This is a genomic window from Sphingomonas sp. GW821-FHT10F11 (assembly GCF_058809095.1).
The window spans coordinates 79,710-106,076 of record NZ_JBXASH010000002.1 but is presented as its reverse complement, the minus strand read 5'-3'; the positions used below and the strand labels follow the sequence as shown (position 1 = coordinate 106,076).

The 26,367-nt window shown below is 67.3% G+C and carries 25 protein-coding genes; 11 read left to right on the top strand and 14 right to left on the bottom strand.

The features are described from left to right. Positions 1–179 precede the first annotated feature (179 nt). Both AC1RT8_RS06545 and AC1RT8_RS06540 read right to left on the bottom strand, forming a co-directional pair. The gene (locus tag AC1RT8_RS06545) at positions 180–1,349 is read right to left on the bottom strand and encodes an HAAS signaling domain-containing protein (protein ID WP_493074789.1); all 1,170 of its coding nucleotides are present in this window, start codon (positions 1,347–1,349) and stop codon (positions 180–182) included. 1 nt (position 1,350) lies between these two features. After that, complete coding sequence (locus tag AC1RT8_RS06540; RefSeq protein ID WP_493074788.1) at positions 1,351–1,701, bottom strand: PadR family transcriptional regulator; 351 nt, start codon at positions 1,699–1,701, stop codon at positions 1,351–1,353. Between the two features lie 923 nt (positions 1,702–2,624). Between AC1RT8_RS06540 and AC1RT8_RS06535 the strand changes: the two genes are divergently transcribed. Further along, the gene (locus tag AC1RT8_RS06535; protein ID WP_493074787.1) at positions 2,625–5,687 is read left to right on the top strand and encodes a TonB-dependent receptor plug domain-containing protein; all 3,063 of its coding nucleotides are present in this window, start codon (positions 2,625–2,627) and stop codon (positions 5,685–5,687) included. Positions 5,688–5,966: 279 nt separating this feature from the next. On the opposite strand, the gene AC1RT8_RS06530 is transcribed toward AC1RT8_RS06535, so the two are convergent. From AC1RT8_RS06530 to AC1RT8_RS06500, 7 genes are all read right to left on the bottom strand, one after another. Then, on the bottom strand, positions 5,967–6,344 hold the full coding sequence (locus tag AC1RT8_RS06530; protein ID WP_493074786.1) for a copper-binding protein: 378 nt from the start codon (positions 6,342–6,344) through the stop codon (positions 5,967–5,969). Then, positions 6,341–9,487, bottom strand: a complete 3,147-nt coding sequence (locus AC1RT8_RS06525) for an efflux RND transporter permease subunit (protein WP_493074785.1) — start codon at positions 9,485–9,487, stop codon at positions 6,341–6,343. Before AC1RT8_RS06525 ends, AC1RT8_RS06530 begins: the two co-directional genes overlap by 4 nt. Continuing rightward, the gene (locus tag AC1RT8_RS06520) at positions 9,484–10,719 is read right to left on the bottom strand and encodes an efflux RND transporter periplasmic adaptor subunit (RefSeq protein WP_493074784.1); all 1,236 of its coding nucleotides are present in this window, start codon (positions 10,717–10,719) and stop codon (positions 9,484–9,486) included. The genes AC1RT8_RS06525 and AC1RT8_RS06520 overlap by 4 nt, the downstream gene beginning before the upstream one ends. Further along, on the bottom strand, positions 10,716–11,957 hold the full coding sequence (locus AC1RT8_RS06515) for a TolC family protein (RefSeq protein ID WP_493074783.1): 1,242 nt from the start codon (positions 11,955–11,957) through the stop codon (positions 10,716–10,718). The genes AC1RT8_RS06520 and AC1RT8_RS06515 overlap by 4 nt, the downstream gene beginning before the upstream one ends. Before the next feature lie 77 nt (positions 11,958–12,034). Beyond that, positions 12,035–12,271, bottom strand: coding sequence for a hypothetical protein (locus AC1RT8_RS06510; protein ID WP_493074782.1), 237 nt, complete (start codon positions 12,269–12,271; stop codon positions 12,035–12,037). 100 nt (positions 12,272–12,371) lie between these two features. Continuing rightward, a complete protein-coding gene (locus AC1RT8_RS06505) occupies positions 12,372–12,749 on the bottom strand; it encodes a hypothetical protein (RefSeq protein WP_493074781.1) in 378 nt (125 codons plus the stop codon). A gap of 103 nt (positions 12,750–12,852) precedes the next feature. Then, a complete protein-coding gene (locus AC1RT8_RS06500) occupies positions 12,853–13,530 on the bottom strand; it encodes a L,D-transpeptidase family protein (RefSeq protein WP_493074780.1) in 678 nt (225 codons plus the stop codon). Positions 13,531–13,744: 214 nt separating this feature from the next. Here AC1RT8_RS06500 and AC1RT8_RS06495 point away from each other — a divergent pair, with 214 nt between their 5' ends. The 3 genes from AC1RT8_RS06495 to AC1RT8_RS06485 all read left to right on the top strand — a co-directional run bounded on the left by AC1RT8_RS06495 (position 13,745) and on the right by AC1RT8_RS06485 (position 15,268). Continuing rightward, positions 13,745–13,936, top strand: a complete 192-nt coding sequence (locus AC1RT8_RS06495) for a hypothetical protein (protein WP_493074779.1) — start codon at positions 13,745–13,747, stop codon at positions 13,934–13,936. 532 nt (positions 13,937–14,468) lie between these two features. Next, positions 14,469–14,720, top strand: a complete 252-nt coding sequence (locus AC1RT8_RS06490) for a hypothetical protein (protein WP_493074778.1) — start codon at positions 14,469–14,471, stop codon at positions 14,718–14,720. 8 nt (positions 14,721–14,728) lie between these two features. Continuing rightward, a complete protein-coding gene (locus AC1RT8_RS06485; RefSeq protein WP_493074777.1) occupies positions 14,729–15,268 on the top strand; it encodes an O-acetyl-ADP-ribose deacetylase in 540 nt (179 codons plus the stop codon). A 144-nt stretch (positions 15,269–15,412) separates the two neighbouring features. Here the strand turns inward: AC1RT8_RS06485 and AC1RT8_RS06480 are convergent, their stop codons facing one another. Both AC1RT8_RS06480 and AC1RT8_RS06475 read right to left on the bottom strand, forming a co-directional pair. Next, entirely contained in the window at positions 15,413–16,705 is a 1,293-nt protein-coding gene (locus AC1RT8_RS06480; RefSeq protein ID WP_493074776.1) for a chymotrypsin family serine protease, read from the bottom strand. 46 nt (positions 16,706–16,751) lie between these two features. Next, a complete protein-coding gene (locus AC1RT8_RS06475; protein ID WP_493074775.1) occupies positions 16,752–17,261 on the bottom strand; it encodes a hypothetical protein in 510 nt (169 codons plus the stop codon). A gap of 20 nt (positions 17,262–17,281) precedes the next feature. On the opposite strand from AC1RT8_RS06475, the gene AC1RT8_RS06470 reads away from it, so the two are divergent. Then, positions 17,282–18,631 carry a YceI family protein gene (locus AC1RT8_RS06470; RefSeq protein WP_493074774.1) on the top strand — a complete coding sequence of 450 codons (1,350 nt, stop codon included), beginning with the start codon at positions 17,282–17,284 and terminating at the stop codon, positions 18,629–18,631. Here AC1RT8_RS06470 and AC1RT8_RS06465 read toward each other — a convergent pair. After that, positions 18,603–19,079 carry a GNAT family N-acetyltransferase gene (locus tag AC1RT8_RS06465; RefSeq protein WP_493074773.1) on the bottom strand — a complete coding sequence of 159 codons (477 nt, stop codon included), beginning with the start codon at positions 19,077–19,079 and terminating at the stop codon, positions 18,603–18,605. The two genes, AC1RT8_RS06470 and AC1RT8_RS06465, sit on opposite strands and share 29 nt — an antisense overlap. 169 nt (positions 19,080–19,248) lie before the next feature. Here AC1RT8_RS06465 and AC1RT8_RS06460 point away from each other — a divergent pair, with 169 nt between their 5' ends. Together AC1RT8_RS06460 and AC1RT8_RS06455 are read left to right on the top strand one after the other, a co-directional pair. Continuing rightward, on the top strand, positions 19,249–20,139 hold the full coding sequence (locus AC1RT8_RS06460; RefSeq protein ID WP_493074772.1) for a TolB family protein: 891 nt from the start codon (positions 19,249–19,251) through the stop codon (positions 20,137–20,139). A 1-nt stretch (position 20,140) separates the two neighbouring features. Then, complete coding sequence (locus tag AC1RT8_RS06455) at positions 20,141–21,673, top strand: MBL fold metallo-hydrolase (protein WP_493074771.1); 1,533 nt, start codon at positions 20,141–20,143, stop codon at positions 21,671–21,673. Between the two features lie 48 nt (positions 21,674–21,721). On the opposite strand, the gene AC1RT8_RS06450 is transcribed toward AC1RT8_RS06455, so the two are convergent. Then, complete coding sequence (locus AC1RT8_RS06450) at positions 21,722–22,306, bottom strand: outer membrane protein (RefSeq protein WP_493074770.1); 585 nt, start codon at positions 22,304–22,306, stop codon at positions 21,722–21,724. Positions 22,307–22,733: 427 nt separating this feature from the next. On the opposite strand from AC1RT8_RS06450, the gene AC1RT8_RS06445 reads away from it, so the two are divergent. The 4 genes from AC1RT8_RS06445 (at position 22,734) to AC1RT8_RS06430 (ending at position 25,788) form a co-directional block, all read left to right on the top strand. Beyond that, positions 22,734–23,168, top strand: coding sequence for a helix-turn-helix domain-containing protein (locus AC1RT8_RS06445; RefSeq protein WP_493074769.1), 435 nt, complete (start codon positions 22,734–22,736; stop codon positions 23,166–23,168). A 100-nt stretch (positions 23,169–23,268) separates the two neighbouring features. Beyond that, the gene (locus AC1RT8_RS06440; protein ID WP_493074768.1) at positions 23,269–23,751 is read left to right on the top strand and encodes a hypothetical protein; all 483 of its coding nucleotides are present in this window, start codon (positions 23,269–23,271) and stop codon (positions 23,749–23,751) included. A gap of 73 nt (positions 23,752–23,824) precedes the next feature. Then, complete coding sequence (locus AC1RT8_RS06435) at positions 23,825–24,982, top strand: sensor histidine kinase (RefSeq protein WP_493074767.1); 1,158 nt, start codon at positions 23,825–23,827, stop codon at positions 24,980–24,982. Then, positions 24,979–25,788 (top strand): LytR/AlgR family response regulator transcription factor, encoded by an 810-nt coding sequence (locus tag AC1RT8_RS06430; protein ID WP_493074766.1) that lies wholly within the window; start codon positions 24,979–24,981, stop codon positions 25,786–25,788. The genes AC1RT8_RS06435 and AC1RT8_RS06430 overlap by 4 nt, the downstream gene beginning before the upstream one ends. A 100-nt stretch (positions 25,789–25,888) precedes the next feature. Here AC1RT8_RS06430 and AC1RT8_RS06425 read toward each other — a convergent pair whose 3' ends face one another. Next, the gene (locus AC1RT8_RS06425) at positions 25,889–26,182 is read right to left on the bottom strand and encodes a hypothetical protein (RefSeq protein ID WP_493074765.1); all 294 of its coding nucleotides are present in this window, start codon (positions 26,180–26,182) and stop codon (positions 25,889–25,891) included. Between the last annotated feature and the right edge of the window lie 185 nt (positions 26,183–26,367).

The window sequence follows — 26,367 nt, the reverse complement described above, 5'->3', positions numbered from 1 at the left end:
TGAATGCCTCTCCGCGGGTGCCGGTTCGCAACCCCAGTCCGGGCCTGATCTGATGTCCCCACCCGCGCCGAAGCGCCGATGCCATGCCCTTGTGTGACGAGGCTATGACATCGGCGCCCGGGCCGCAACAACCGTTTCGGTGATTTAACGACGCCGCGGATTCCGGGGAAATTCCGTCTTCAGCCAAGCCGGCGCGGGGCGAAGAGCTGCCACAGGCTCTTGCCGATCTTCACCCCCAGCGAGATCATCGTGATCACCAGCACCCAGGTCATGATCACGCCGACACCGGTCGCCGTGCCCTGCAGGGTGCGGCCGAGATCGTGCATGCCGCGCAAGGCCTGCACGCTGATCAGCGAGGCGTCGCCGCCGATCGCGACGTCGACGCCCGCCCGGCTCAGGATGAACCAGGCACCGGCATTCAGGATCGTCCAGGCCAGCGCGATGCCGACGACCGCGACCGGGATCTGCAACGCGGCACGCAGCCGGATCGCGGCCGGCTGCAGCACGCCGAGCGCGTCGATCGCCACCTGCACCAGGACATAGGCCAGGATCGGCAGATAGAGCGCGGCCCAGATCGGCGCGGCCGCGACCGTCACGGCGCCGCCGTCCAGCTCGAAGCGCCCCAGCCCCGCGATATGGAGCAGCCCCGTCCACCATGCCGCGAACACCAGCCCGCCGATCAGCGAGAGCAACGCTTCCGAACCCGGCCAGGCGCGCGGCAGTTTCATCGCCGGGCCCGACGTCGACTGGCCCGGCCGGGGCCGGTGTGCGTCTTCCGGTGCGCGCGCCTCCGCCGAGCGCCGCGCCGCCGCATCGATGCCGAGATGCTTTGCCCAGCGCGCCGGATCGCCGAACTTCAACAGCTCCAGATCCCTGACCCGCCAGGTGTCGAGATAGGGCGGCCGCAGCCCGAAATGCTCGCAGATCGCACCCGCCAGCGTCACCACGCCGATCACGGTCAGGCCTGCGCCGAACAGGCCGTGAAAGGATTGCGCGACCGCCTGCCCTGCATCGAGCGGGCTGGCGGCCAGCCGCAGCATCAGGGTCAGCGCGAACACCGCCGCCATGATCAGCAGCCCGGCCTTCACCGCGAACAGCCAATAGGGGAAGAGTTCGGGCCCGATCAGCATCTGCGGCCCCTTGCGATAGCGCGCCGCCACGACGAGCGGATGGCCCATCGCGCGCAGCACCTCCTCGCGCTCCTCATCGGTCAGCGGGCGGCCGAGCGCTTCCTCGTGCTCCTCGATCTGCGACAGCAAGGTGTCGCGCAGTTCGGCCACGATGTCGTCGGCGGCGTCGCGCGGCAGCTGCGCCGCGACGGCGTCCAGATAGGTTTCGAGCATGTCCATGTCAGGGCCTTTCGCCGGAGAGGGGAAGGATCTTGTCGAGCGAGGCGTTGATGCCGCGCCATTCGCTGGTGAGCGCGGCGAGCATCGCCACGCCCTGGGGCGAGAGCCGGTAGAAGCGCTTCCTGCGCTTCTCCTCCTCGCGCCATTCGCTGTGGAGCAGCCCCTGGGTCTCGAGCCGGCGGAGCAGCGGATAAAGGGTGCTTTCCTCCATCTCGAGCCCGTCGGCGGCGAGCGCCTGGCGCAGCGTATAGCCGTACCGCTCCTCGGTAAGCCGGGCGAGCACCGCCAGTACCAGCGATCCGCGACGGAGCTCCATCCGCATGGATTCGAACAGATCGGGGTCGATGGTCATCTATGCTGCCTGTCATACACTATGTGTCACACAGTGTGTGTCATATGGCATGTGCGCGTGTCAACCGGAGTCGGGATTGCGGCGAAAACGGGCTTGACGCCCCACCGTGCAAAGGGCCCATTTCGGCCATATTCCGGGGGCGTTTTCAGCCAATTATGACAGAAAGTTCATAAACGCGTCATCCGGCGGAGTCGCGGAGGGCGGGCATGCTGGCTGCGCGCTGGCGGGACGCCGCCATATTCGCCCCGTTATGGTCCTATCGTGCGCAGAGGCCGATTCCTCGTTCATCTGCCGTCAAGTTTCGCGCCGCCATGGCAAAAGACATCGCTCCATAAGGTCCATATCGGCCTCATATCGGTGATCGCCAGGCCGCGCGCCGCCCGGGTCATCCGGCAGGCCCGCCATTTCTGACCCGCGAACGGCCGACCGGATCGCCGCGCACCGGCCCCGGTTTACTGCGACGCGTTCCCACCCGGTCCAGACTATCCGCCCCCGCTATCGACCCGGATCAAGACACCGTCAGGGTCGATCCGGTTGCGGGCGCCAATGCCGACTCCGCCTTTTGTAACGAAATGTTGCTGCGCCGCTCCCGATGCTTCCACCGCGGCAGGAATGACGCTTTTGACTTCGCCGTTACACCGCCCGGGCGTGCCTATTTCTCGACCCGCATGACCCGTTTCATCGACCGGCTCTCATGTGACCATTCCGGTCCATCTAACAGATTTCGTGGCTTTTTCGGCACATTGTCATCTGAAAAACCGGGCTCGTCCTACACATTCTTTACACCGCCGGGGGGTGGCCGCATGGCCCGCCCATCATGTCTCGGGGGGCCGGGCTACATGGTCCCAGAGACTTGAAAACATAAGTCCGCGTGAGGGCGGCGCGATCGCGCGTCGCCTGCGGGTCAGTGAGGAGCTTTCTCTGTGATCAATGCCACTCCATCCCTGCGTAAAGCCAGGTTGCTCGCAGGCGCGGCGACCGCGGTCGCCTTCCTGTCGCTCGGCGCGACGCCCGTCTTCGCGCAGGACGCGGCGCCGGCAGCCCAGGACACGCCTGCCGCCGGCCAGACCGACCAGGCGGCCGATACCGGCGGCTCCGACATCGTCGTCACCGGCACGCTGTTCCGCCGCACCGACACCGAGACGCCCTCGCCCGTCACCGTGCTGACCTCGGACGATATCGCCAAGCGCGGCATCACCACCGTGCAGGGCGCGATCCAGTCGCTCGCCGCCAATAACGGTCCGGCGCTGACCAACAGCTTCACCGCCAATGGCGCATTCGCGGGCGGCGCCTCGTCGGTTTCGCTGCGCGGCCTCACCACCTCGTCCACGCTGGTCCTGTTCGACGGTCTGCGCGCCGCCTACTACCCGCTGGCCGATGACGGCACGCGCAACTTCGTCGATCTCAACACCATCCCCGACGAGATCGTCGACCGGGTCGAAGTGCTGAAGGACGGCGCATCGTCGACCTATGGCGCGGATGCCGTCGCCGGCGTGGTCAACGTCATCACCAAGAAGGAGATCAAGGGTCTCCATGCGAGCGCCGAGGCCGGCGTCAGCCAGCGCGGCGATGCCGCCAACCATCGCCTGAGCGCGACCTTCGGTTATGGCGACCTGAGCGAGCAGGGCTTCAACGTCTATGTCAGCGGCCATTATCTTGACCAGGCGGCGCTCTACAATCGCGACCGCGAATATCCGTTCAACACCGACGACCTGACTGGTCTTTGCGCCCGCACCGGCAGCGCCGGCCAGCTCGGCGTCTGCGGCCCGAACAATATCGCGAACGGCGTGACCAACGGCAATTTCAACGGCCTGTCGACCGCGCCCGACGTGTTCATCGTGCGCCCGTACGATGCCACTAACACCACCCCGCTGGGCGCCTATCAGCTGCTCAACGGCTGCGGCAACCTGACGCCCTATACGCTGACCGACGCGCAATTTGCCGCGGCCAATTCGGATGCGAACGGCAACCCGCTTCCCGTGCCGACCACGCCGCGCACCGTCTGCCAACAGGACATCACGCACGATTATGGCCAGATCGAGCCTGAGATGCACCGTTACGGTGGATCGGCGCATCTGACCGCCAACGTCCTGGGCGGCAGCGAGCTGACCGCCGAGTTCAATTACGAGCACAGCTATTCGGCCTATACCGGCCTTGCCAGCATCTTCCGGGCGAACGCTCCGGCCGGTATCGACTTCCCGGCCTACAGCACGTCGGCCGGCGCCACCGTCATCACCCTGCCGGTCTATGTCTGCGCCCGCGGCACCACCGCGGCCTGCACCGCCGCCAACGGCACCCTGAACCCGAACAACCCGTTCGCGGCGCAGGGCCAGGTTGCCCGCATCGCCGGCCGCCTGCCGACCAGCACCGAGTTCAATTCCTCGCAGAGCGACACCTTCCGCGCGGCCCTCGGCCTGCACGGCAGTTTCGGCGACGACTGGAACTATGCGATCGACGGCACCGCCATGATCAGCAAGCTGAAGACCACCGCCAAGGGCTATGTCTATATCCAGCATCTGCTCGACGAAGTGGCCGACGGTTCGTACAATTTCGTCAATCCGGAGCTGAACAGCCAGGCGACGCTCGACTATCTGACGCCGACCCAGATCAACCACCAGAACTCGCATCTCTACCAGGTGCAGGGCAGCATCTCGAAGGACTTCTTCCAGCTTCCCGGCGGTCCGCTGCAGGTCGCTGTCGGCGGCGCCTTCCGTCACGAATCGCTGTACGATCCCAGCGGCAACCCGGACTATGCCGGCCCGACCGAGCGCTATTTCCGCCTGAACGCCTTTGGCGCGACCGGCAAGCGCGAGGTTGAATCGGCCTATTTCGAGATCAACGCGCCGGTGCTCGATATGCTCGAGATCAACGGCTCGGGCCGCTACGATCACTACAGCAGCGGCCAGAGCAACTTCTCGCCGAAGATCGGCGCCAAGTTCACGCCGATCAAGCAGCTCGCGATCCGCGGCACCTTCTCGAAGGGCTTCCGCATTCCGAGCTTCGCCGAATCCGGCGCGCTGCCGACCTCGGGCTATGTCACCGTCAACCCGGGCAATCTGCCGACGAGCTTCACCGACCAGCATCTGACCTCGACCGGCCAGTTCAACAACTATCTGACCACGTACAGCATCGGCGAGACGACGGTCGGCAACCCGAACCTGAAGGCGGAAAAGTCGCGCAACTTTACTTTCGGCGCGGTGATCGAGCCGGTCCACAACATCAGCTTCACGGTCGATTACTACAATATCGAGAAGACCAACGCGATCACCGCGGTAAACTTCCAGTCGGCGATCGACAATTATTATGCGACCGGCGAGCTGAACTACAACGGCGTGACCATCATCCAGGACGAGGCCGATCCCGACCATCCGAACGCCACGAAGCGTGTCGCCTTTGCGCAGGGCAGCTTCATCAACGCCAACAAGATTCATACCTCGGGCCTCGATTTCGGCGCACGCGGCGTGTTCAACCTTGGCTCGAACGTGAAGTTCACCACGGATGTCGAGGCGACCTACATCATCGACCTCAACACCACCTTCCCGGACGGCCACACCGAGCATTATGCGGGCACGCTCGGCAACTTCAACCTGACCGCCGGCTCGGGCACACAGCGCTGGCGCGGCAACTGGCAGAACACGCTTGACGTCGGACCGTGGTCGCTGACCGCGACCGCCTATTACACGAGCGGATACAATTACTCCGCCGAGGATCAGGGTGGCACGGCCGGCGATTGCAGCCTCGTACCGACCAACCTCGACGGCCAAGCCTACCAGTCGTGCAACGTGAAGTCGTTCATCTCGGTCGACCTGCACGGCCAGGTCAAGGTCGCCGATCGCTTCACGCTGTACGCCGACGTGATGAACGTCGCGGACCGCAAGGCGCCGATCGATGCGACGACCTATGGTGCGTATCTGTACAACCCCGTCGTGGCCGAGGCCGGCATCATCGGCCGCTCGTTCCGCGTCGGCGCCAAGGTCGACTTCTAAGGCAATTCCGGGGAACGGACGGCACCCGCGGTGCCGCCCGCTTTCCGGTCAGGATCACGATCGCCTCGGCGGCTCCTCTAGTCTGGTCAAGCCGAAGCGGCCGCGATGCGCACGAGGGCAACCTCACCCTGCGTTGACGTTCAGCCGATTCCCTCGATGGATGTCAGCGCAGGATTGCGTAAAACTGGGTGCCCGGGCCGCGTGCGGTCCGGGCATTTTTTGTTGGGGCGGCGGGTGCTCCGGGCGAGTGCCTCGCCCGCAAGGCCGAATCGATCGACCCTATTGCTTCGCGATCGCCGTCACTTCGCCGGCATTGCCATTGATCGTTACGTCGAACACGACCTTGTCGCCGACCGCGACCTTGTCGAGCAGCGCGGGCCTGGCGCCGAACGCCATCGTCATCGCCGGCCAGCCGACCTCGGGAATTGCTTGGTGTGCGAGGCTGATCTTGCCCGCCGCCTTGTCGATCGCGGTGACCGTACCGCTGCTCTTCGCCATCTTCGCTTCGGCGGGCATCGCCATATTCCCCATGTCGGCCGAGCCGTCTGCCACAGTGGCGGGCTCGCCCGACATGGTCTGGCTGGTCCCGGCCTTCTGCCCGCAGGCGGTCAGCAGCGCGACGGTGGCAAGCGCGACAGCGCGGTACAAAGATTTCATCGGTCTTCTCCTTCCATATTGAGAACTGGGCTCGAGTGCCGCCGCATGAGCAGGTAGGCGGCGGGAATCACGAACATCGACAAGAGCGGCGCGGTGAGCATCCCGCCGATCATCGGCGCGGCGATGCGGCTCATCACTTCCGAACCGGCGCCGGTGCCGAGCAGGATCGGCAAGAGGCCGGCGAGGATCACTGCGACGGTCATGGCCTTGGGCCGAACACGACGTAGCGCCCCCTCGCGCACCGCATGTTCCACCTGCGCCGCACCGGGTGCATCGCCCTGCTCGGCGAGCGCATGCTTGAGGTAGATCAGCATCACCACGCCGAACTCGGCGGCGACACCGGCAAGCGCGATGAACCCGACCCCGGTCGCCACCGACTGGTTGTAGCCGAGCAGCCACAACAGCCAGACGCCCCCGGTCAGCGCGAACGGCAGCGTCGCCATGATCAGGACGGCCTCGTCGAGCCGCCGGAAGGTCAAATAGAGCAGCAGGAAAATGATCGCGAGCGTCGCCGGCACGACGATCTTCAGGCGCTGCGTCGCGCGTTCGAGGAACTCGAACTGGCCGGTATAAGCGACGCTGATCCCTGGCGGCAGCTTGACCTTGGCAGCGACTGCCTGCTGCAGGTCGCGGACGATCGCCGTGAGCGCCCGGTCGCGCCCGTCGACATAGATCCAGGTCGCGGGACGACCATTCTCGCTGCGCAGCATCGGCGGCCCGGAAACCACCCGGACATCGGCGACGGTGCCGAGCGTGATCTGCTGTTTCGCGGGCGTCAGCACAGGGAGGTTGGCGATCTTGTCGACGCTGTCGCGCAGTTCGCGCGGATAGCGCACGCTGATCGGATAGCGCGCGAGCCCTTCGACCGTCTGGCCCACGCTCTCGCCGCCGATCGCGCCCGAGACCACCGCCTGGACATCGTCGACATTCATGCCATAGCGGGCCGCTGCGGCACGATTGATCGCGATGTCGATATAGCGTCCGCCGGTCAGCCGCTCGGCCAATGCCGAGCTGACGCCGGAAACGGTCCTGGCGACCGCTTCGATGTCGCGCGCCACCCGGTCGATCTCGGCAAGGTTCGATCCCGAGACCTTGATCCCGATCGGGCTCTTGATGCCGGTCGCGAGCATGTCGATCCGGTTGCGGATCGGCGGTATCCAGAAATTGGCGAGACCGGGCACCTTCACGCGGGCATCGAGTTCGTCGATCAGCTTCGCCTCGGTCATGCCCGTCCGCCACTGGTCCCTGGGCTTGAACCGGATCGTCGTCTCGAACATCTCGAGCGGCGCGGGATCGGTCGCGGTTTCGGCGCGCCCGGCCTTGCCGAACACGCTGTCGACCTCGGGCATCGTCTTGATCAGCCGGTCGGTCTGCTGGAGCAGTTGCGCCGCCCTGGCGGTCGAGATACCGGGCAGCGCCGAGGGCATGTAGAGCAGGTCGCCCTCGCTCATTGCCGGCATGAACTCGCCACCGGTTCGGCTGATCGGGATGATGCTCGTTGCGAACACCAGGCCCGCGATCAGCAACGTGGCCCTGGGCCGGCTGAGCACAAGATCGAGCACCGGGCGATAGGCGTGCGCCAGCCAGCGGTTGATCGGGTTGGCATCCTCGTTCGGGATGCGCCCGCGGATCAGCCAGCCCATCAGCACGGGAACCAGGGTCACCGACAGGATCGCGGCGGCGGCCATCGCATAGGTCTTGGTGAGGGCGAGCGGTGTGAACAGCCGGCCTTCCTGCCCCTGAAGCGAGAAAATGGGGATGAACGAGAAGGTGATGATCAGGAGGCTGAGGAACAGCGCCGGCCCGACCTCGGCGGCGGCGCCAGTGACCACCTGCCAGCGCTCGGCGCCCTCCAATGTCGCGCCGGGATGATCGTGCGCCCAGCGTTCGAGATGCTTGTGGGCGTTCTCGATCATCACCACCGCGGCATCGACCATCGCTCCGATCGCGATCGCGATTCCGCCCAGCGACATGATATTGGCGTTGACGCCCTGGATGCGCATCACGACGAAAGCGGCGAGGATACCGAGCGGCAGAGTCAGCACCGCGACCAGCGCGGAGCGGACATGCCAGAGGAACAGCGCGCAGACGAGCGCGACGACGATGAACTCCTCGAGCAATTTGCCGGTCAGATTGTCGATGGCGCGGTCGATCAGCCCGGAGCGGTCATAGGTGGTGACCATTTCGACACCGGGCGGCAAGCCAGCGCGCAGCTCGGCGAGCTTGGCCTTGACCCCGTCGATCACCTCGCGCGCATTCTTGCCCTGGCGCATGACGATGATGCCGCCGGCAACTTCGCCTTCGCCGTTCAGTTCGGCGATGCCACGCCGCATCTCCGGGCCGATCTGGACCGTGGCGACGTCGCCGAGCAGCACCGGCACACCGCCTGCGGCGGTACGGATCGGCACGCTCCGGAAATCGTCGAGCGAGGCGAGATAGCCGGTCGCGCGCACGACATATTCGGCCTCGGCCATTTCGACCACCGAGCCGCCGGTCTCCGAATTGGCGCGCTTCAGGGCGTCGGCCAACTCGCCCTGCGTCACGCCATAGGAGGCGAGCTTCTGCGGATCGACCAGCACCTGATACTGCTTGACCATGCCGCCGATGCTGGCGACCTCGGCGACGCCGGGTACGGACTTTAATTCGTAGCGCAGGAACCAGTCCTGCAGTGAGCGGAGCTGTGCGAGATCGTGCCGGCCGCTTCTGTCGACCAGCGCATATTCGTAGATCCAGCCCACCCCCGTCGCGTCGGGCCCGAGCGACGCGGTCGCCCCGGGCGGGAGCCGTCCCTGCACCTGGCTCAGATATTCGAGCACGCGGCTGCGCGCCCAATAGAGGTCGGTGCCGTCGTCGAACAGGACGTAGACGAAGCTGTCGCCGACGAACGAATAGCCGCGCACCACCCGCGCGCCGGGCACTGACTGCATCGCGGTCGCGATCGGATACGTGACCTGGTTCTCGACGATCTGCGGTGCCTGCCCGGGCCAGGAGGTGCGGACGATGACCTGCACGTCCGACAGGTCGGGCAGCGCGTCAACCGGCGTGGTGCGGACCGCGCCGATGCCCAAGACCACAAGCCCGAGCGCCGCCAGGAGCACGAAGCCGCGTGCCTGGACCGAGGCGCGGATGATCCGTTCGATCAACGGGCACCTCCGATCGGGCGAACCGGAATGCCGGTCAGGCTCGCTTCGGAATCGAGCAGGAACTGGCCCGAGGCGACGACCTTCTCGCCCTCGCTCAGGCCCGCCAGAATCTCGGTCTGCCCGCCCGCCTCGCGGCCGACCCGGATTTCGGCCGGATGATAGCGCCCGTCGCTGGTCGCCAGCATGATCAGCGTGCGCGAGCCGGTACGGATCACGGCTTCGCTCGGGGCGAGTAGCGCCGGCTTCGCATCGCCGCCGAACGCCACGGTTGCGAACATGCCCGGCCGCAGTCGGCCACTCCGGTTCCTCAACTCGATGCGAACGGTGAGCGTACGGCTGTCGGTCTGCGCGGTCGGCAGGATCGCGATCACCCGGCCGTCGAATGTCTCGCCGGGAAAGCTGGTGAAGGTCGCTGCGGCGCTCTGCCCGATACGGACATCGCCGGTGCGCGCTTCCGGCACCGCGGCGTTGAGCCAGACCGTGCCGAGCCCGTTCACCTGCGCCAGCGTCTGGCCCGCCGCCAGCGTCATGCCCTGCCGCGCATCGAGCGACTGAAGGACACCGGAGATCGGCGTGGTGATCGTGACGGCCCCGTTCGGACGGCCGGTCCGCTCGATCTGGCCGATCTGCCCGTCGGACATCCCGATCAGCGTGAGCCGCTGGCGCGCGGCGGCGGTGAGGTCGGGCTTGCCGAGCCTGCGAACGCTCAGATATTCGATCTGCGCACCACTCCAGTCAGGCAAGAGCAGATCGGCGATCGGGGCGCCGGCGCGCACGACATCCCCGGGAGCGCGAGCATAGACCCGCTGAACGAATCCACCGGCGCGCGCCTGGACGATCGCCACGTCGCGCTGATTGAAGTCGATCGTTCCGGTGACGTCGAGGGCGCCGGTGAGACTGCCGGCCTTCGCCGCGACCACACGCATGCCGAGGCTCTGCCTGGCCGTCGGATCGACCGATATGCCCGCCGGCCCGCCGGGGGCACCTTCGTCCGCATATTTGGGGGCGAGCTGCATATCCATGAACGGCGATTTTCCCGGCTTGTCGAACTTCTGGTTCGGGAACATCGGATCGTAATAATAAAGCACTTGCCGGCCGTCCGCGCCGCCGGCCGCGCTGGACACCGCGGGCCCACCCCTGTGCCCGATCGAATATCCCGCGCCGCCTGCAACCAGTGCAACGGCAAGCAGCGATCCGCTCCAGCGGAGCGCCTGTTGTCTGTCGAGCGTCATGGCCGCTCCTCTCCATAGGTGATGGTGATGCGCACCGCGTCGCGCGCGACATCGGCGTCGCGGTTGAGCGCCTCGACCTCGGCTTCGGCGAGCGTCAGCGTCGAGAGCAGGGCGGTGCCGAGATCCAGCTTGCCTGCGGCATAACTGTCGCGGTCCAGCTCGGCGCGGCGCCTGGCCAGCGGCACCAGCGTTTCCCGAGCGTTGCGCGACCGTTCATGGTGCATGACGTGATCGGCCAGATCGGCCTCCAACGCCGCCGTCAGCTCGCGGCGCTGCGCCTCGCGGTCGAACCGGCTGCTCCGCGCGATACTGGCACTGGCGTCGATCCTGGGATTCTGGCGCCGACCGGCAAACAGCGGCAAGTCGATCGACACGCCGACCGAGACGAGATCACCAAATGCCGGATCGCGGCGGCCATAGGAGGCACCAACACGCCAATCCGGACGCTTGTCGGCGCGCGCCAGGCGGACATCGGCGTCGGCGGCGGCGATCCGCGCGTCCTGCGCGCGAAGCGCGGGGAGCGCGTCGATCCCGGCGCGGAGCCTGACGAGGTCGATGTTGGGCATTGGCGGATCGCCCGAGACCTCCGGGGTCGGGTCGCCGGTGTAGCGGGCGAGACGGGCGCGCGCTTGCGCGATCACCGCGACCATCTCGGCACGGCGATCGGCGATGGCGGCGCGCAGCTGCTCGGGCTCGAGCGCCTGGCTGGGCCGCGCGCTGCCCGAAGCGAGCCGCGCGGTCACCGTCTTCTGGAGATCGTCGAGGCTTGCATTGAGCAGGTCGAGCTGCCTCAGGCGTCGCTCGCCATAATGGAGGTCGATCCAGGCGAGCGCGGTCTCGAGCCGGACATTGCGCTCTTCGGCCAGTTTGCCCGTCTCTGCCATGCCGATATCGGCGCGTGCGCGTTCGGCGCGAGCATGGCGCTTGGCGAGATTGGGAATCGTTTGGCTGAATCCGATCGTCGCCATGGTGAAGTCGTCACGGTTGAAGCTGCCGGCGTTCGGACCGGTGACCGGGAAATCCCGGATGCCGAGGTCGAGCGTCGGGTCGGGCAGCCGGTCGGCGGCGATCGCCGACGAACGCGCGGCCTCGATCGCCGCCGCGCGCGCTCTCAGGCTCGGCGCATTGGCGGCGGCGCTTTCGAGCGCCTCGGCATAGGTCAGCGGGTCGGCGCGCGCCGCCAACGGCACGGCCAGACCGGCCGCCAGCAGAGCAGGCGCAAGCAGAATATGTCTCATCACGGCCTCCGTGAAGGGAGGGATGCGGATCGATCGCCTGCGACCGGCGCCGAAACGCCGGCCGCAGGCGCCGACCGTCAGCCCCTGTCCGAAGGCGTGGCCGACATCATCGACGTGCTGCCGCACTCGGGCATTGCCATGCACGCGGCCATGCGCCGCTCGGCGTGCCGCTTGGCACGCGCCGTCCACCAGGTCCGTTGCGCCTGCCGCTCCTGCGCCGAGATGGTCGGGAAGCCCTTGTTCGACTGGGCATGGGCGGCCGGAACGGCCAGCATTGTCGCTGCCAGCACGGCAGCCATGATCGTCTTGCTCATTGAAATAGTCCTCAGGTGAATCGCAGTCGATGCACGCGCGGTTCGATCACGGCCGCCGTCCGAAGACGGCACGGCCGATCAGCCGGGCGAGCGCGAAGGTTCAGCCGAGGAGAGTAGGCGGTTCCGGTTCGGGCGCGATGTCGCGCCCGGCAAGCTCGGCCGCAGCCGGCAAGATATGGACGGAGGCGGTCCGGAGGCGATCCGGCGCCTGCGCAGCCGGTTCCTTCATCGCCACGACGGCCGTGCAGGCCGTCATCGCCATGCAGCCCGGCGCCTTGTCCTTGCCGGGCTTGTGGCCGGTGTCACTTGTGTCACCGCATCCGGCGCAAGGGGGCGTCATCTGACAATCGGGCATGCCGACCATCGCCGCCGGCCGGCTCTGCTCCATGAAAATGCACGGAGCCGCCACGGCAACGCCGTTTCCGGCGAAACCGAAAAGCAGCCCGAGGCACAGCAGATGGCGCAACAGCTTCAGCACGGTTTCTTGATGCGTCGCAACATGACGCGAGTCAATTCGTGTCAGATGGTTCGTCGGTTACAGGTTCGGCGATTACAGGGAGGTTGAACAGAAACATCATATCTCAAGCCGCCGGAATCGGCTGCCCCACGCCAAGCGTCTCGCCGCGCGAGACGATCACCCGGTCGCCCAGCTTCACCGTATCGAACAGCAGCTTCGCGAATTTCTGCGGCGTGCCGACACAGCCATGGGTGATGTAGCCGTCACCGACTTCGCTGCCATGGATCGAGATGCCGTCATTGGTCAGCCGCAGCATATAGGGCATCGGCGCGTCATAGATGTTGGAGATATGGTCGGCATCCTTCTGCGAGATGTCGAACACGCCGAGCGGGGTCGGCTTGTCCTCGCCGCCGAAGATCACCACCGCGGTGCCGATCTCATGCCCGTCGCGGAACACCGACAGCACCTGCGCGGCGAGATCCACCGTGATCACGATCTGCCCGGTCCTAGGCGCGGCGGATTCGTCCCAATGATATTCGCCCTGGCGCATCGCGTGGTCGATCGGCAGCACGCTTTTCACCACATAAGCCGCGGGGTCGAGCGCAGGCGCGGCGGCGGTCTGGAGCGCGGCGACCGCGCGGGCCGGCGCCGGCGCGAGCTTCGGCAGGGTCCGGGCAATCACCGGCCGCGGCGTTTCGCGCGCACCGACCACATAGCCGCCGGCGATCGCGCAGGGGGCAAGGAACATCGCCCCGATCCACAACATCGTCTTGCCGCTGATGGTCCTTATGCGCGTCGTCATGGGCCGCTGATCGCGCACCCGCGCGCCTTTTTCCAGCCGCTGAATCCCGCCGTCCCGGAGCGGGACGAAGCGGCGTGCCGTTCATGATTTGCGGCGGCCCACCGCGCCGGATCGCTCCGTCGCATCCGCCGCAACTCGTCGATTTCCGCCGGAACCGATCGCGCCGTCCGGACGTCTCACCCCGCGAGCGGGATCCCCTGGAGAGCATAAAGCGATGCGCGAGAAGGCGCCGGACGTGCCGGCTGAAGAGCATGACGAACCCTGGTATATCCAACGAGCCGAACAGGAGCTTGAACTGGCGCAACGCGCCGAGCACCCCGCGGTGGTGCACGCGCATTATCTGATCGCCGAATCCTATCTCGAACGCGCCAATGATCCGGAGGGGCCGTCGACCGAGGCGGCCTGACGGCCCTCCCGGTCAGGCACGGGTGAACGCCATCTCCCAGTGGTCTCCCAACTGGCGGCGCCATCGGGCGAACAGATTTTTCAGGGCACCGCGACGCAGGCGCCGACCACCGCGATCAGTGGAATCAGGGCAAGGACCAGGGAAAACAGGGCTTTCATACCACCACCACCGGCAGCGCGAACGCCAGGATCGCGGCGGTCACCGCGAACGAGGTGATCATGGTTTTCAGCATCCCGGTCCTCCTCCGCATGGACAGGAGGAAGCGCCGAAGGGGTCGCCGGATCAAATGACAAAGTCCGACATCAACCTCGATCCAATGACAAAGGCTGTCACCTTGCCGGGCTCGGCCCATCCCGCCTGACCACCGTCACGCCCGAGCGGCAGGAACGGCCCCAACCACCGATCGTTTTCAGGCCCGAACCGGGAGAATCGGCCGTGGACCTGCGAGGCAAGGCATCGAAGATCGCGATCACCGCTGCATGCCTGGCCGGCAGTGCCGCCTTCCCGTCGATCTCGACACCCCGATAAGCCGATGTGGCGCCGCATCGCCTCCTGGCGCGGCCGCGATGCCGCGTCGCCCGAAGCGGCCATTGCCCGCCCGCCGGATCGCGACAGGCTCGCCTGCATGGGCGCGGCGCTGCGCTCGAGCTATGGGCAGGAGGAGGATGACCGCATGGACGACCGTCTCGTCGCGCTGATGCTCGAACTGTCGATCGAGCCGCCGGAGATGGTCAGCGCGGGGAAACGAGCCGGCGGCTTGGTTCCGGGTGCGAGAACGCGATAGAATGGGCCATGCGATACGGCAGGACCGAGTGGAACCTGGTCACCGGCGACATCACGGCGCTGGACATGGACGCGATCGTCAATGCGGCGAATTCGTCGCTGCTCGGCGGCGGCGGGGTCGACGGGGCGATCCACCGCGCGGCGGGCCCCGATCTCGTCCACGAATGCCGGCTGCTCGGCGGATGCCGCACCGGCCAGGCGAAGATCACCAAAGGCTATAGGCTGAAGGCCCGCCACGTCATCCACACCGTCGGCCCGGTCTGGCGCGGCGGCACGAACGGGGAGCCGGACCTGTTGGCGAGCTGCTACCGCGAGTCCCTGAGCGTCGCCCGCGACGAGGGGGTGAGGAGCATCGCCTTCCCCGCCATCTCGACCGGCATCTATGGCTATCCGCTGGCTGCGGCGGCCGAGGTCGCGACAAAAACGGTCGCGGCCTTCCTGGATGCCGAGCCGCTGGCGTTCGACCGGATCCTCTTCGTGTGCTTCGGCCCCGAGGCGACGGCGATATTCCGGCAGGCGCTCGACCGGATCACCCCGCCCACGGCCTAGCGCCCGCTATTTCGAAGACTGGCCGGGAACCACTTCCCCGCTGGGGTGTTCCTGTCACCGAAGCGGCTTCCTGTCCCCCCTCGCGCCGCTTCAGATCCAGAACGCCCCGCCAGCTTCCCCCCTTGCTGGCGGGGCCGTTCACCTTCAGGGCAGGGCCCGTCCCGCCGCGTCGCCATGCAGCAGCGACCAGCCGGGCGGCAGATAATCCGTCGACATGTAATAATAGAGGATGCAGCTCCCGTCCGGGCGGTAGCTCGCGCCCTTGACGATGCCGAAGGCGACCGTGCCGCTGAACACCGGCGCGCCGCTGTCGCCGCCGCGGCACGTCGGGCCGTTCACCACCACCCAGGTCGGCGTGCAGGCGCCGCCGCACAGATCGCCGGCCGGCGCATAATCGACCAGCTCGACCTGCGAACAACTATAGCCCGTCGTCTCGCCGCGGTGGCAGACGACATCGCCGGCACGCGTGCTGGTGCGGTTGCGCCAGGTCGTGACCGGCCGCGCCTCGGTCTTGGCGGTATCGGCATAGAAGAGCGGCCGCAGCGCCTCGCTGCTGACATTGACCTGCACGTCCTGGAAACCCCAGCCCCATTGGCCGACGAACTCGAGCGGCGTCTCGTGCCGCGTCCGGTCGACATAGGACAGCGAGTCCGGGCAGTGCGCCGAGGTGACCACCCCGGTCCGCGTGCCATCGGTCACCACGAAGCCGGTGGTGCAGGCATAGCGCAGCCCGTCGACCGGATTGACCCCCACGACACGCGATCCGCCGCCGACGTCCATCGCCGCCGCATTGGCATCGCGGCCGAGCACGCGCAGCCGCACCGGCACCCCGGCAATGCCGGTCAGCTTCGCCGTCATCGCCACCGCATCGATCGCCCGCATATCGGCATCGGCGAGCATGACCACCAGCTCGCCGGTGCGCGGATCCACGCCCATGCCGGGCGGATGCGGCAGCGCGGCGCGAATCTCGGCCTGGTGCTTCTCGATTGCGGCGACGATCCGGTCGCGCGTCGCGGGCGCGCCGGTGTGGAAGGTGACAAGGATGGTGCGCCCGCCCGCGACCACTGTCTCGTCGGCGACCGGCTGGTCGCCGGTGAGCAGCACGACGATGCGATAGTCGGGATGATGTTCGATCGAGATGCCGGCGAGCCGATCCTTGTAGAGCAGTGCAATCCGGTCGGTCGCCGCGACCGATTCCTGTTGGGCGCGCAGGCGGAAGATCGCCTCGTCGAGCGGCACGCCATTCTGCTTCGCATAGTCGGCCGCATCCTGCGCCAGCGCCTCGGCCGGAGTCTGCACCGGCAGCGCCGGCGGCACGACCTGCGCCGGGGTCGCCGCTATCGGGGGAACGGGCAGCTGAGCGGCGGCGGGCGCAATGGAGAGGGTTGCCAGGACGGCGGCGATGGCGGCGCGAAGGGCAGCGTGGCGCATGCTCATGACGATAGTCATGCCTCAATGCACCGGCGATGAATAGCGGATCGTCTCAGCCGGGATCGTGCCCGGTCAGGACCGCATCGTCGCCCTTGCGCGCCATCATCGCCACGACCGCGGCGGAGAAGCGCTCCAACTCGGCATAGGTGGTGCGAAAGACCGCCTGGCACTGGCGTCGACGGTCGATGTGGTCGGAGAGATGCACAAGCGCCTCCAGATGACCAAGCGTGTCGATGGCCGCGATCGTCATCTTGACGACCGCCTGGTAGTGGCCGCTATCGTTGTCGGTTTGGCCCCAATCCGCCGTCAACGGGCGGTCGATGGCGATCGGATAATGGGAGAGCGACCGTCCCCATTCCGCGACTTCCTGCCATTGCACCCAGAAGCCGAAGGTGCCGCTGACCTTCGCCGTCGACACCTTTGCCTGAAGCCAGCCGAAATCATCGTCCTGGCTGAAGTCATAAGTCAGGGTGAGGCTCGCGGTCATGCGGCTGGACTGGAGCATCGGCCAGCCATGCGCAAGCTTGCCCGGCGCGACGGCGGCGCTATCGTGACGACGCACCTTCTCTCGCGGAGCCTTGGATGACCGACACGCAGATCGAGCCGGAAGCAGCCCCGACGCCCCCGCAACCGGCCCGGGAACCGGCCAATCGCTATTCGCACGGCGCGATCCTGCTGCATTGGGCGATCGCGGCCTGTTTCGCATTCCAGATCGGGCTCGGCTGGCGGATGGACGGGCCGCGCGGGCCGGAAACCTTCGCGGTGTTCCAGCTCCACAAGTCGGTCGGCATCACCATCCTGCTGCTGACCCTGATCCGGCTCGGCTGGCGGATCGCCAATCCTCCGCCGCCCTTCCCGCCGACGATGAAGCTCTGGGAAAAGCGGCTCGCGCATGCCGTGCATGTCGGGTTCTATGTGCTGCTGCTCGGCCTGCCGCTGACCGGCTGGCTGCTCGTCTCCGCAAGCAAGACGGCGATCCCGACCTATTTGTTCAGCACCATTCCCTGGCCGCATGTGCCGGGCATCCCGGGGCTCGCGCCCGGTGTCAAGGCCGGCGTCGAGGAGGCGGCCGAGATCGGCCATCATGCGCTGGTCTATATCTCCTATGCCGTGCTGTTCCTCCATGTCGCGGGCGCGCTGAAGCATCAGTTCCTCGAACGCGGCGGCGACATGGCGCGGATGATCCCGGTGCCCGCCAGGTCGCTCGGTGCCGCGACGCTGGCGGCTATCGCGGGAATCATCGGGCTGACCGCCATCGCTACGCTGGTCCGCCTGACCCCGCTCGCCGAGCCGGCGCCCGCCGCCACGGCCGCGCCCGTCGCCGAGGCATCGCCGGCCGCCCTGCCCTTGCCCGCGGCATCGCCCAGCGCCACGCCCACGGCCGACGCCAGCCCCACGCCCGCGGCATCATCGACGCCAGTCGCGCCATCGCGCTGGACGGTGCGCCGCGCCGCCTCTTCGCTGTCGTTCGGCACGAGCTGGTCGCAGGGGCCGGTCGACGGGCGCTTCGGCAGCTGGGACGCGGCGATCCTGTTCGATCCGGCCGCGCTCGACGCCTCGTCGGTCAAGGTGACGATCGACATGGCCTCGGCCAAGACGGGCAATGCCGACACCGAGAGCGCGCTGCCGGGCGAGGACTGGTTCGCCGCCGCCACCCACCCGAGCGCGACCTTCACCGCCACGACATTCCGCCACCGTTCCGGCGACCGGTACGAGGCGGTCGGCACCTTGTCGCTGCGCGGGGTATCCCGGCCGCTGACCCTGCCCTTCACCCTGAAGATCGACGGCGACGTCGCGACGATGAGCGGATCGACGGTGATCGACCGCACCATCTTCGGCGTCGGCCAGGGGGAATGGAAGGCGACCACCGATGTGAAGGCCGGGGTGACCGTCACCGTGGCGATCAAGGCCGACCGGAAACGGGACCGATAGGTTTGCTCATGTGCACGGCGATCGCGCCGGGGAATGCCTCCTCGCCGTCGAAGCCGTAGCCGAGCCGTGCGTAGAGCTGCTGGTTCGCCACCATCAGCTTGTTGGTGAAGAGCCTGATCCGCGCCTGGCCGGCTGCGACGGCCAGCGCCTCGGCATGAGCGAGCAGGTGGCGGCCGAGGCCTTTGCCCTGGAAGGCGGGCGCCACCGCGACATTCTCGATCAGCAGGCAATCGGGCTCGTCGATCGTCTCGATCAGCGCCGCGAGCGTGCCGCCCAGATAGAGCAGGTCGATGCGGTGATCGCGCACCGCCTTGTCGTAGTCCGCGCTCATCGGCCGGGGCTCGCGGCCGACCACGGGCACCCATTTGGCATAGGCTTCGCGCACCAGCGCGCGGATCGTGGCGGCGTCGGCGGGTTCGGCGCGGCGGAGGACGATGGGGTCGGTCATGGTGCGATCATGTCGTGGGCGGCGGGCTCGCGCTACCCACTGGCCCTTCCCCGGCCTCCGCCGGGGAAGGTGAGGGAGGAAAGCCGTACCCGCGACGTTGACCGACACGATACGACCGTCGGCACCACGGGCCCTTGCCGGGTGCCGGCCCCGCATGGATGATCTCCGCATGACCTCCCGCTATCGACTCGCGCTGGCCGCGACGCTCGCCACCATTGCCATCGCCGCACCGGCAGCCACACCGAGCATCGAACGGCTGGCCATCTCCACCCCGATGTCCGACGTGCGTCTCGCGGTCTCGCCCGATGGGCGCCACCGGTTGTGGGGCGTGGTCAATCGGGGGGCGCTCGAGATCGTCGAATCCTGGCTGGTCGGCGGCACGTGGACGCCGCCGGCGCCGGTGCCGTTCAACGGCGACTCGAATGATTTCGACCCGGCCTTCGCCCCGGACGGGCGCAGCGTCTGGTTCTTCTCCAACCGCCCGGGCGGATCGGGGGGCGACGATCTCTACCAGGTCAGGTTCGATCCGCGCACGCGGACCTATGGCGTGCCACGCAATCCGGGGCCGACGGTCAACACGCCGGGCGATGAATGGGCTCCGTCGCTGTCGCCGGACGGAAAGACCCTGTTGTTCTCGTCGAACCGGCCCGGGGGATCGGGCAGGCAGGATCTCTATCTCGCCTCGCTGCGGGGCGGCCGGATCGGCACGCCGGCCTCGCTCGGATCGCTGATCGAGACCGGCGAGGACGAGTTCGACGCCACCTTCGCCGGCGATGCCCGGCACATCATCTTCACGCGCGGCGATGCCGAGGGCGAGGCAGGCACCAAGCTCCACCTGGCCACGCTGCGCGATGGCGCCTGGCATGACGAAGGGGCGTTGCCGGCCGCGATCAACTGTTCGGCCGGGCTGAATATCGGGCCGTCGGTTTCCCGGGCGGGCAGATTCACCTGGTCGGCGGCGTGCGGCCCGGGCGATACGCGGCTTGATCTGTGGTCGGCCGACCTGCCGTCCGTGCTTGCGGAAATGACCGGCCATCGGCGGAGGACGAATGCGGAATAGAATGCGGATCGCGGGCTGTATCGGCGCCCTGTCCCTCGCGCTTGCCGGGCCGTCCGCCATGGCGGTCGAGCGCCCGGCCATCGCCCTGCTGCGCAGCGCGATCGCGGCGCAGGGCGGCGAGGCGGCGCTGCGGTCGATCCGTACGCTTCGGGTGGCGAGCGACGGCTATCGCAACATGATCGAACAGTCGGAACGGCCGGAGGGCCCCTATATCGTCGAGTTCCAGCGCCTGACGGTCGAGCATGACGTGGCCAGGCATCGCTGGCGCGCCAGGACCGAAAGCTCGATCCCGCCCTTCGCCACCTATGCCGCGGAAGTCGCGGCCGACGATACCGCCGCGATGCGGATCCGGGGCGCGAACAAGGCGCCCGGCAATGCCGATCTGCTGGCAAGCCTGAAGGAAACGATGGCGCTGTCGCCCGCGCGCCTGTTGCTCACCGCGCTCGAAGCGGGCGACGTTGCGCTGGGCGCGCCCGAGACGATCCAGTCGGTGCCGCAGGACGTTGTCCGGTTCAGCCTGGACGGCGCGCCGGTGACCCTGTTCCTCAACCGCTTCACCCATTTGCCGACGGCGGTCGACTATGCCGGACCGCTGGCGCGCGACGGCTATTGGCGCTTTGTCGGCGACGCGCCGATGCGGACCTATTTCTCGTCCTGGCTGCTCGGCGACCGCGGCATCCGCCTGCCGATGCAGTGGGACGTCGAACGCGGCCATCTGCGCGAGGCGACCTATATGGTCCGGTCGCTGCAGATCGATGCGCCGCTCGCCGACGCAGACATGACGATCCCCGAGGAGATCCGCGCGAAATTCGCGACGGCCGTGGCAGCACCGCCGGTCAGCCAACCGCTCGGCTTCCCGGGGCAGCCTCCGGTGGACCTCGCACCCGGGATCACCCTCATTCCCGGATCGTGGAACGTCACGCTGGTGCGGCAGGATGACGGGCTGGTCGTGCTGGAAGCGCCGATCTCCTCCGCCTATTCGGAACTGGTCATCGCCGAGGCCGGGCGCCGCTATCCGGGGGTACCGATCAAGGCGGTGGTCAGCACCTCGGACGCATGGCCGCACATCGCCGGCATCCGTGCCTATGCGGCCCGCGGGATCCCGATCTATTGCCTCGACCTCAACCAGCCGGCGCTGCAGCGCCTGGTGGATGCGCGCTTCGAAGGGCGCCCCGACGCGCTTTCCACCAGGCCGCTGCCGGCGGTGTTCAAGCCGCTTTCGGCCAGGGCAGTGCTGGGATCCGGCGCCAATCGCATCGAGCTGATGCCGATCCGGGGCGAGACGAGCGAACGCCAGCTGATGGCCTGGTTCCCGAATGCCCGGCTGCTCTATGGCAGCGACCCGTTCCAGCAGGGCGGCGACGGCAAGCCGACCAGCGTGCAGGCCGCCAGCGAAGTGATCGACGCGGTACATCGCGAACATCTGTCGCCGGACCGGTTCTTCATGATGCATATCGGCGTGGCGCCCTGGGCCGGGCTTGAAGCGTGGATGGGGACGAGCCCGGGCAGTTTCCCGCGCGACGCGTCGAAATGACCCTGCAAAAGCAAGGCCGCGCGGGTATGTCCCGCGCGGCCTTCCCGTTCAGAAGCGGAAGCCGATACCGGCCACGCCCTGGTTGCGGCTATAGCCGTCAGCATAGTTCGAATAGCGATACTCGGCCTTGACGAGCAGGTTCCGGCCGATCGCCTTTTCGACGCCGACGCCGCCACGGACGCCGTCGCGGGTGTCGCTGCCGCTATAGTTGCCGGTGCCGGTACCGCCATCGTCATAGGAGAAGGTGCCGCGCGCATTGGCATAGCCCGCCTTCACGTACAGCAAGGCCGTGTCGCCGACGACCCGGCCGATCCGTCCGCCGACATAGAGATCGCGGCCGGCCTTGCCGCACGAGCTGTCGCCGGCCGTGATGACATTGTCATAGCATTTCTTCGTGGTTGCGCCGTCGATCTCCGCTTCGACGCCGAAGACGGTGTTTCCACGCTGCCAGTCGTATCCGAGCTGGCCGCCATAGAGGAAGCCGGTCTGACTCTCGCCAGCCGCGCTGCCGGCGTCGAGGCCGGCGATCGCGGTGACGGTAGCGCCCTGGAAGGGCTTGTCGGACGTTTCCTGCGCCAGGGCGGGCACGGCGCCGAACGCGGACAGCATGATGGCTGCGGCAAAGAGTCGCATGTCTTTTCTCCAACGGGGGTTTGGGAAGGCCGCCTGCCAGGGGGACAGCAGGGAATGGCCGGGGGTACGCATCGCTCCTCACAGAAGCTGTTACACGACCGCGATACGCCGCGGCCAAGCAGGGGTTTCGGCGCCATTTCCGGCGGCTTTTGGGCCTGGCACCGGGTGCGGCGTCATGTTTCCGACAGTCTTGTGTCAGGCGGAGGCCGAGCCGCCTTATTCAGCCCCGGACAGGCCCAATTGGGCCCGGACGTGGCGTGGCGCCCCCGGATCGCCACAAACGCCGCGCGCCTCGCCCGCTCGAAACCACCGTTCGGACGCAAGGCTTGCGTCTTCGCCCGCCTCGTCGCGGCGCTGGGCCGCTGCGCTATTGGGTTTCCGCGCGGCACAGGGCGTTCTTGGCGCGAACCCGCGGTGGAGAGCCCCGATGCACGCGCAAGCGATACCCATGCCCCGGCGGCGGCGCGCTGAGGCCGCGCCGCCGATCTGGCGTCCGGTCGTCGAACAGGGCGGGATCGCGGCCCGGCGCGGCGCGCTGGCGACCACCAGCGAGCCGCCGGGGATCCTGCGCCACGGCGTGCCGATGCCCGTTTCGCCGACCGAAGCGGCCTTGCTCGGCCTGCTGGTCCGCAAGGGCCGCGCGACGCATGCCGACCTCGCCGCGAATTTGCGGGAACTCGGCCATGGCGCGGTCAGCATCGAGGTCCATGTCTATCGCATCCGGCGCAAGTTCGCCGGCGCCGGAGCGCCCGATCCTATCGAGACGGTACGCGGCTGGGGCATGCGCCTGCGGGTCGAGCCGGATGCGCGGGGATCGACCTCGCTGTGGATCTGCGGCGAGCACTGGCCGGCCGTTCCATGACATCCGGCGGTCAATTGACGGCGTTCGCCCTCAAGCCGGTGGCCGGGCCCGGCAGGACGACGCAGCGGCGTGGCCGAATCAACGGGGGGAGGACATATCCATGAACGCCATCGGCAGGACCATCCTGACGGCAGCCCTGATCTGCGGGACGCTCGACATCCTGTGCGCGTTCGTCTTTGCGGGCTTGCGCGGGAACAGCCCGATCGGGGTGCTGCACAGCGTCGCGAGCGGGCCGTTCGGCGACGGCGTGGAGAGCGGCGGCCTGGCGACCGCGCTGGCCGGGCTGGCCGTCCATTTCGCGATCATGACAGTGATGGTCGCGGTGTTCGTCACGCTCGCCCGGCGCCTGCCCTTCATCACGGCGCATCCGCTGATCGCGGGCATCGCCTATGGGCTTGCGCTCTATCTCTTCATGTACTGGATCATCCTGCCGCTGCGCTGGCCGGACAATTTCCCCAGCCTGAAGCCGCGCGGCATAGCGAGCGCGCTGTTCGCGCACATCGTCTGCGTCGGCATCCCGATGGCATATATCACGCTCAGGGGCCTTGGCCGGGACCCGGACGCCGTCGCGGCGCCAGCCTGAGCCGGGGGTGAGCGGGCGCCAGAGCGGGCGAACGTCGATTCCGAGGGGGTGAGCGTCAGTCGACACGCCGGTGATGATTTGCGACACCCGGCGCGTGGACGGTCTGAACCCCAATGCCGGGCGCGAGCCCTTTTATGTCGAGGAGACGGGCGTGCGGGGTGGCCGGACACGAGGCCGGGCGGAGACCTGGCCCGAGACCCGGGCCAAGCTGGTCCTGACGCTCTCCATGTGGGGTGCGAGCTTCACGATCTTCACCTTTTTCGGCTATCTGGCGGACAACCCGCACCAGCTGTTGTCGGCCGGGGTGCGGGGGTTCCTCTACCTTGTCGGCATCAGCGTCTGTTACGGGATGCACCGGCTGCTGCGGCGACTGTCGCACCGCAGCTTCCGCACGCGCGCCCTGGCGCTCGCGCTGACCGCGCCCTTCGCCGCCGAGACCTTCGCCTGGCTCAATTATTTCGCCTTTGCCGCAGCGACCGGACGGACGTTCGCGGTCGTGATCAGCTGGAACGACGTCGCGCATGTGCTGTCGTTATGGTCCTGGTTCTTCATCGCCTGGACCGGCCTGTATCTGGCGATCGAGTATAATTTCGACGCGCGGGACGAAGCGCGGCGATCGGCCGAACTGCGCAACCTGGCGCATAATGCCAAGCTCCGCGCGCTCTCCAACCAGATCAACCCGCATTTCCTGTTCAACAGCCTCAACTCCATCTCCTCGCTGATCCTGGACGGGAAGAGCGCCGAGGCGGAGAAGATGCTGACCGGGCTGTCGACCTTCTTTCGCTCCACCCTGTCGATCGACCCGCTGATCGACGTGCCGATCGAGCATGAATTCGACGTGCACCGGCGCTATCTGGCGATCGAGCAGATGCGCTATCCCGATCTCAGCGTGGATTTCGATCTGCCCGAGGCGTTGCGCCGGGCCGCCGTGCCGGCGCTGATCCTTCAGCCGCTGGTCGAGAATGCGATCAAGCACGGTGTCGCCAAATCGATGCCGCCGACCGCCATCCGCATCGCGGCGGAGCAGGACGGCGAGCGGCTGGTGATGCGGGTGAGCAATGAAGGCACGGTCGGGCCGGCCACGCCGGCATCCTGCACCAACGGCATCGGCCTCGCCAATGTGCGCGAGCGGCTGACCGAGCATTATGGGCCGGCACAGGAGGTATCGGTCGTGCGGGGACCGGGGCGCTATGAGGTGAGCGTGACCATTCCGCTCGAGGTCGTGAAGTGACCGGGTTCAGCATCGTCACGGTCGACGACGAGCCGCTGGCGCTGCGCCGGCTGGAGATCGTGCTGGGCGGCATCCCGGGCGCGAGACTGCTGGGATCGGCGATGAGCTGCGACGAGGCGGTGACCCTGATCGCGGAGAAGCGGCCTGACATCGTGCTGCTCGATATCCGCCTGCGCGACGGGACCGGGTTCGACATTCTCGACCGGCTGCCCAAGGACGTGACGCCGGCGGTGATCTTCATCACCGCGTTCGACCATTTCGCGATCCGCGCCTTCGAGGTCTCTGCCGTCGATTATGTGCTGAAGCCGATCGACCCGCCGCGGCTGCGCGAGGCGATCGACCGGGCGCGGGCGCGGCTGGCGGCGGACAGCTCGGTCGGCCAGGTGCAGGAGATGCGCGCGATCATCGACGATCTGCGTGCCGAGTTCCACGACAAGGCGCGGTCGCCCTATGAGACCGAATTGTGGATCCGCGGCGCGACCGGCAGCCTGACGCGCGTGCCGCTCGACCTGGTCGACTGGGTGAGCAGCGAGGACGATTATGTGCGGCTGCACACCGGCGCGACCTCGCATCTGCTGCGCCTGTCGATCCGCGCGTTCGAGGGGCGGGTCGATCCGGCGCAGTTCATCCGGGTCCACCGCGCGGCGCTGGTCCGGCTGTCGCGGATTACGGAAGTGCGGCGGACCCCGACCGGGCGGCGCGAGGTGATTTTGCAGGGCGGGACACGCATCGCGGCGGGGCGGGTGCATGCGAAACGGTTGCGGGAGTTGTTGCTGGAGCGGGATGGGTCTGGGGGTGTGGGGTAGGGTTGGGTTGGGTTCGCAGAGCTGGAACGGTGTCTTTCCGCACCCAGATTTGCCATGGCCAAGACAGCGTTGACGCTCGTTATTCCTGTCGGAAACGCGCTTAATCGCCAGCTCTTCGATAAGGATGGCGACGTGCAAAAAGTGTCTCGTCCGCCTCGCTGGACGACGGCAAGGGGCGATCCATTCTGATTGCGTGCCATCCACCACAGTTTTCGTCAGGGCATCCACATACAACGGTATCCACGTGGTATTGCGGGTCACCGTTGCGCGCCTGCAGGCTGTTGGTCCTGTCGTTGCTTTTGATCAGGTCAACGATGGCGTTACGTTTTAGAAATTTTCCAACCAATTTTTCTTCCTTCGTCAATTGCTGACCGTTGGCCGATCGATCAGCCAACCGGCTCCGCCGGATCATATCCCCAAAAGAACGCCGTCAGGATACGTTTCACCGACCGCCAATATGGCCGACGTGGAATCGAGGGGGATTGTCCGAGAATAGCCTCGAACCAGGTGCTGCGGGGGCCATAGATATAGGCTTGGCGAGCGGCGGCCGAGACCGGATGCCCTTTGACCAGGCATTCG